The sequence below is a fragment of the Paenibacillus sp. Y660 genome (assembly GCF_057221575.1).
In genome coordinates, this window is sequence record NZ_JBXBBJ010000008.1 from 199,722 (window position 1) to 205,727 (window position 6,006).

Genomic DNA, 6,006 nt, shown 5'->3' on the forward strand with positions numbered 1-6,006 from the left:
GGCCTTTTATTTTTTTACGCATATTAGGACATGTGGAACGAGCAAAGGAGTGTTGGCTTTGGAAACGGCGATGGAGTTGCTGGCAATTCTCGGAAAAGCGGCTGTCCAATTGGTTGCACAGCCATTTTATTATATTGCGGTTTTATTTATTGTTTTACAGTATACGAGGCAAATACGGATGGAGCGGCAATTGTTTGCGGTCAAGCTGCATAATTGGATAAGTCTTGTTTTTAAAGCTCTGCTGGCGGGATTGTTGATTGGCATAGCAGTGTCGGTCGCAGGGGCGTTTGTCGGCGTGTCGTTAACGGGCGAATCAGTCATATGGCTATGGGCGGTTGCTGTCATTCTTATGCTCGCAAAAATTCGGTACTTATGCTTCGCTTATAGCGCTGGCGTTATTACGCTTCTTCAATGGGCGCTCGGTTGGACATCGCTCTCGGAGAGGTCAGACTTTATTGGATCCGCGGCAGCGTCGCTGGCAAGCATCGATGCCGCAGGGCTGCTCGTGTTGGTCGCACTATTACATCTGGCTGAAGCCGTACTCGTACGCTGGCAAGGTGATCGGTTGTCTACGCCGTTATTTCTGGAAGGGAAGAGAGGCAAGCTGGTCGGCGGCTATATGCTGCAGGGCTTTTGGCCAGTACCGCTTCTGATGCTCGTACCGAGCGCCGGAGCCGGCGCATCAACGTCTGCATTGCCATGGACGCCGCTATTTGGGACGGATTGGTCGCAGGGCTGGACATTTGTCGCATTGCCCATGATTATCGGCTTTACCGAAATGACGCGATCATTATTGCCCAAAGACAAAGCAAAGCACGCAGCCAAAGGGCTGCTCTTGTACAGCATCTGCTTGGCGGGTGCAGCTATTCTAGCCTGGTGGCAGCCTATGCTGCTGCCGCTGGCGGCACTGGTCTCCTTATTGTTTCATGAAGCCATCATATGGCGCAGCAGGACTGTAGAAGCTGCACAATCACCTCTGTACGTCCATGACTCGCGCGGCTTGCGCATTCTGGGCATTGTGCCTGGAACGCCGGCAGCGGCTATGGGACTCCTTACAGGCGAGGTGCTGCACAAAGTTAATGGCGTGCGGGTTAGAACGAAGGAAGACCTTTATGAGGCGCTTGTCCAAAACTCTGCATTTTGCAAGCTGGAAGTATTGAATTTAGATGGAGAATTAAAATTTGTGCAGCGAGCGCGATTTGAAGGCGAGCATCATCAGCTGGGCGTTATTCTCGCGCCTGATGAGCAGGCTAATTATTATGCGGCTTCCGGGCCGGCTTCGCTGCTGGGGCTGCTTCGGAGCTCACGCACGTCGAATCGACGCGATGTTCAGCTGGAGCGAGTAGAGAGCTGAATAGCGGTATTGGAAAGGCAAAAAGGTGGATCAGGAATTTATCCTGATCCACCTTTTTTTATAGTCTTTAGCGTCTTCTTCTTCTTTTGACAACGAGTGTTGCGAGACCTGCAGCAATCATGGAAAAGCCGAGAAGCTGCATCAGCAGATAGCTGTTTTCACCTGTCTTAGGCAATACCGTTACGTCAGGCGATGTGATAACTCCACCTTTTGGCGGCTCCTCAACATCGATTTCAAAGAAAATTTCTTCCTCGTTGCCATCTTTATCGATGACGATGATTGAGAACTTATCTTTGCCGACGTAGCCTGGATCGGGCGTGTAGACCCATTTGCCGTCGGCAGTGATCGTAACCGTTCCATGTTCCGGTTTAACCCCGCCAACCGGAGTGCCGTCCTCAGGAATTTCTACTTCGCCTTCAATTGGCTTGTCGACCTCTGTTGCTTCCTTTTCAGTCGAAGCAGTCGGTGCCGGCGCAGCCGATACAACAGGCGATGCAGCAGGTGACGGTGCAACAGCAGCAGTTGGTGTAGGAGACGGTACTGCAGGCGTCACTGCAGGCGTCACTGCAGGCGTCACTACAGGAGTCACTGTCGGTTCAATAGTAGGCTCTGGAGTGGGCGTAGGGCTTGGCGTCACAACGGGCACTATCGATTTACTATTTTTTACGGTAATCTGATTTGCGATTGTTGATTGAATCGTAATCGCAACCTCGCCGCTGCCGTTAATGCTGTAGCCAGCAGGCGCTGTAATTTCCTTCAACACATAATTGCCATACGGGAGATCGGTGAAAGCTATTTTGCCGTTAGCGGCTGTTGTTTGTTGTCCAAGGCTAACGTTCGCGCTATTGAATAGCTCGAATTTGGCTCCAGCTAGAACGGCAGCCGTATTGGCACTGTCTACCTTTGTCACTTCCAAGCTGCCAAGTAAAATGACAGGGAGCTTATTATTTTCAACCTTTTGCGGAACAGCGGCAGCATTGATCGTTACGTTTACTTGACCGCTGCCCTCTATGCTGTAGCCAGCAGGGGCTGAGATTTCCTTCAGCGCATAACTTCCGTAAGGAAGATCTGAAAACGTAATTTTGCCGTTTGCGGCTGTCGTTTTTTGTCCAAAGCTTACATTCGCACTATTGAATAGCTCGAACACAGCGCCTTCAAGAACGATAGCGTTATTGTCTTTGTCTACCTTGGTAACTTCCAGGTTTCCTGTTTTCTTTTTATTTTTAATTGGCATAGGCAACGGAGTGGATGAATTAATCGTTATCTCGTAGATACCGTTACCTTCAATATTATATCCAGCAGGCGCGCTCGTCTCTTTTAGCGTATATTTGCCATACCGAAGGCCGTTATAATCGATTCCGCCAGTCCCGTTCGGGATTCCGGTCATTTTTTTGCCATTGGAATTGCGAGTCAGCTCAAAGGCTGCACCTAATAATTTAAGGCTCAAGTCATCAGCATCAACTTTTTCTACCTTCAAAGATCCTAAATAGATGCTGCCGCTGCCTTCACCGCCTGACAAAGCGATCTTGACCTCAGTCGGATTGTCGATCGTCTTTGTTCCTACACCATTTCCTGTAAAATCAACCGTATTCGTTACCTTCTCGCCATCTTTGGCATCAATAATCGATTGATATTCAAGAATGTAAGGCTTCGTAATCGTATTTAAAAAGCGCAGCTCAAAGGTTTCATCGCTAATAATGGCTGGATTCGTATTTACCTTAAACTCGAGCTCATATTCAGTCGTATTTACTGGTCCCAGCTTGCTAACTGTGCCGTTTGAACTTACGGAAGTGTTATAAAGCTTAAAGGACTCTTTGACCAGCGTTTGCTTTTTGCCTGGCGTATCATTAATTTTGGCTCCGGAAACGGTTGATTGGCCGCGGTTGATATAAATCGTCCAATTAATCGAATCGTCGCTTTGAACGCCAGTTTTGGCAACATATTCGCCCGCTTTAGGGATAGTAACTTCAGCGTGCAGTATCTTTTCATTAAACCCTGTACCGCTGAAGCGAGCATCATTATTCATTTTTGCATCGTCAATGAACTCGTTCGCTAGACTCGTTTTGAACGTAATGTGGTAAGGCTCGGTAATCGTATGGTTAAAAGCGACGGTCAGCGTTTTCGAATTGGATGCGTCTGGATTCGTTACGCTGTATTCTCCTGCAGGCACGATAGCGCCTGGGGCAGTCGTTCCATCACTGTTGATGACGAGCCTTCGAACTTCAACAGAGCCAGCTACATAGTTTTGGACGGACTGCAGTTGGTCTACTATTTTAGCGTCAGCTATCGTTTTGCTATTGTAGTTTACACCGATATTCCATGTGAGTTCCTTGTTGGCTGCGTCGTAGCTCCCTGTTTTGAAGCCATTATCCTGTGTAAACTTGTTGGGAGTAAAGGTTGAAGAGGCGGTCTTCTGTAAAATGGTTCCGCCAGGAGTCTCTGCCCAGAACACTTTGCCGTTGTTCGTGAAAGAAAAGCTTGCATTGGCAAAATAAGACGTGTCTATATAGTCGTAAAGAGTCTTATACGTGATCGTATAAGAAGCATTTCCATCTGGGAATTCAAGGCTGAAGCCCTTGGTAGTTGCTGTATCCCCAACCGGATTGTAGGTCAGCGTATAAACAGAGCTGCTGACTGTAACGCCGTTTTGCTTCACGACCAAACTGCCAGGAACAAGCTTTAAGCCTAATAAGTTAGCAAAAGTATCTTCGAATTTTAGATCATGCAGATTGTATTTGTCAGCGTTAATCTCTACTTTCCAGTCGATCGTTCTGGCTGCGTAATTAGCATTGGAATTTGTTTTACGCATAAAGTGCTGCTTGATTGGCTTGTTGGCTGAACTCTGTTTATTGTCAGAAAACACCGAGTTATTAATCGTCGTATCTTCATAAAGGTTCGAAGCCGGACGAGTTTGGTACTTGATTTTGTAAGCGCCTGTAATGGGATTAGGATTCGTAAAAGTCAGTTTAAAGCCGCTCTTGCTGGTCGTATAGTTAGGATGGCCGCTAACATTGTAGTCTAATGAATAGTTAGTGGCTGCAATTTCAGCACCCGCTGTGCCTGAAACAGGATCTGCTATAGGGAACACTTTAATAGAGCCTGGCACAAGCTCATGTGGTTTGGTGAACATATCGGTCAAGGTAGCATTGGCGATCGTATCCTCGCCGAAATTGTATTTAATTTCCCAATCAATGAGCTGAGCGGATTCGTTGTAGGCTGCTGATTTTTCGATCAGCTTGCCGCGCGTATTCGTTATGGTATCAGAATCGGAGACATTGCTGATATTGCTGCCTTTTAAAATTGCGGTATTCGTAAAATTTGCTTTTGAAATATCTGTAATTTCCGTTTCATACTCAATGCGATAAGAGGAAGCGATATGTCCTAATTCGACCTTCATTTCATAGTCTGGAGCAGCTGGAGTCGTTATCAAAGGCGCAACAGCAACGGGATTGGACAAAACGCCGTTCGTATCCGTATCCATTTTGTATACCTTCAACGTACCAGGTGTATAAGTTAAACCCGCAGGTATGAGGTCTGTGACTACGGCATCATTCACTTTTTTCAAATCTTTATTTACATCAATGGTCCATTTGATATTTTCTGCATTGAAAGACTTGTCCGCAGTACCCGATTTGTTGATTGGGGCGGTTCCTGGCTTAGGCGCAATAGGTATTGTGATGCTGTTCCCGATATTGAATTGAATAGGGACTTCTGTTTTATTGTTAATGCTTTGCTCTGTGAAGTAGTTCCAGAAGCTAAGCGTTCCGCTTACCGGTGATCCCTCGATTTCTTCATTAAAGGTTAGCTTTACCGTTCCATTCGTAACCTGATAAGTTCCGACGGAAGGCGTACCGTCCAAAGCTCTTACAGGAATATCCCCGCCGTGCAGTACAAATTGAGGGGGAAGCTGGAAGGTGTACGTATCTCCGTTCACATAGGTGTGGTTTGCAGGAAGCTCCCACTCGTAATTCAAAGTCAGAAATTGGTCCAATTCGACGCGGATATCAGGATTCACGTAATAAACGGAATCATATACGGAGGCGATGACGGTACTAGGCGTATCCTTGTCTGTCAACGTCATTTTTGTAATAATATTACCAGTAATTCCTGCAGCTTCTACCGTTCTCAAAACACCAGCGAAATTCACATGCTGAAAAATCAGCAGAAATGCAATGATTAATGCGATTGTTCTTTTTTTCATTTCTTGGAATCCTCCATCTTGGTTTGGTCTATCGGGTGGGTACAGTAATGTCTTTCATGTATCGGATTAGCGACGTTGAATCATTCCTTTCGCAGTAATATGGATAAAATGTCATGATCGGCATGCTGTTAAGGAAAAGATCATCTATGTATGCATGGCAGCTTTACGAGAAAAGTGCCGACCTAGCGAGGGGGCTTGAAGCTTCATTCTTCGAGTGGTTTTCTATTTTTTCGCTAAATTGTGAGTTTATTAGTATCCCTTAGCATTGTATCATGATTTTCCATACATTTTCTGTACATCCTAGTACTCAATTCAGATAAATTTTTTCAACCTGAATTTCGAAAGTGAAATCTTATAAAAACGTAAAAAAGTGCCCTGATCTTTGGTAGAATGGTGTTTGTCTAGAACACATCACCCAAAAGAGAGGAGCACCTTTATGGTGAAGTTTATC

At 46.0% G+C, this 6,006-nt stretch carries 2 protein-coding genes; one reads left to right on the plus strand and one right to left on the minus strand.

Going from position 1 to position 6,006, the window contains the following annotated elements:
• Window positions 1-58 precede the first annotated feature (58 nt).
• Window positions 59-1,354 carry a PDZ domain-containing protein gene (locus AC2TDN_RS12460; RefSeq protein WP_482068243.1) on the plus strand — a complete coding sequence of 432 codons (1,296 nt, stop codon included), beginning with the start codon at window positions 59-61 and terminating at the stop codon, window positions 1,352-1,354.
• Window positions 1,355-1,421: 67 nt separating this feature from the next.
• Here the strand turns inward: AC2TDN_RS12460 and AC2TDN_RS12465 are convergent, their stop codons facing one another.
• Window positions 1,422-5,555, minus strand: coding sequence for a collagen binding domain-containing protein (locus AC2TDN_RS12465; RefSeq protein WP_484688198.1), 4,134 nt, complete (start codon window positions 5,553-5,555; stop codon window positions 1,422-1,424).
• Window positions 5,556-6,006: the final 451 nt, after the last annotated feature.

Coding starts and splice junctions, on each gene's coding strand:
- AC2TDN_RS12465 (WP_484688198.1), bottom strand. CDS start 5,555: ATGAAAAAAAGAACAATCGCATTAATCATTGCATTTCTGCTGATTTTT.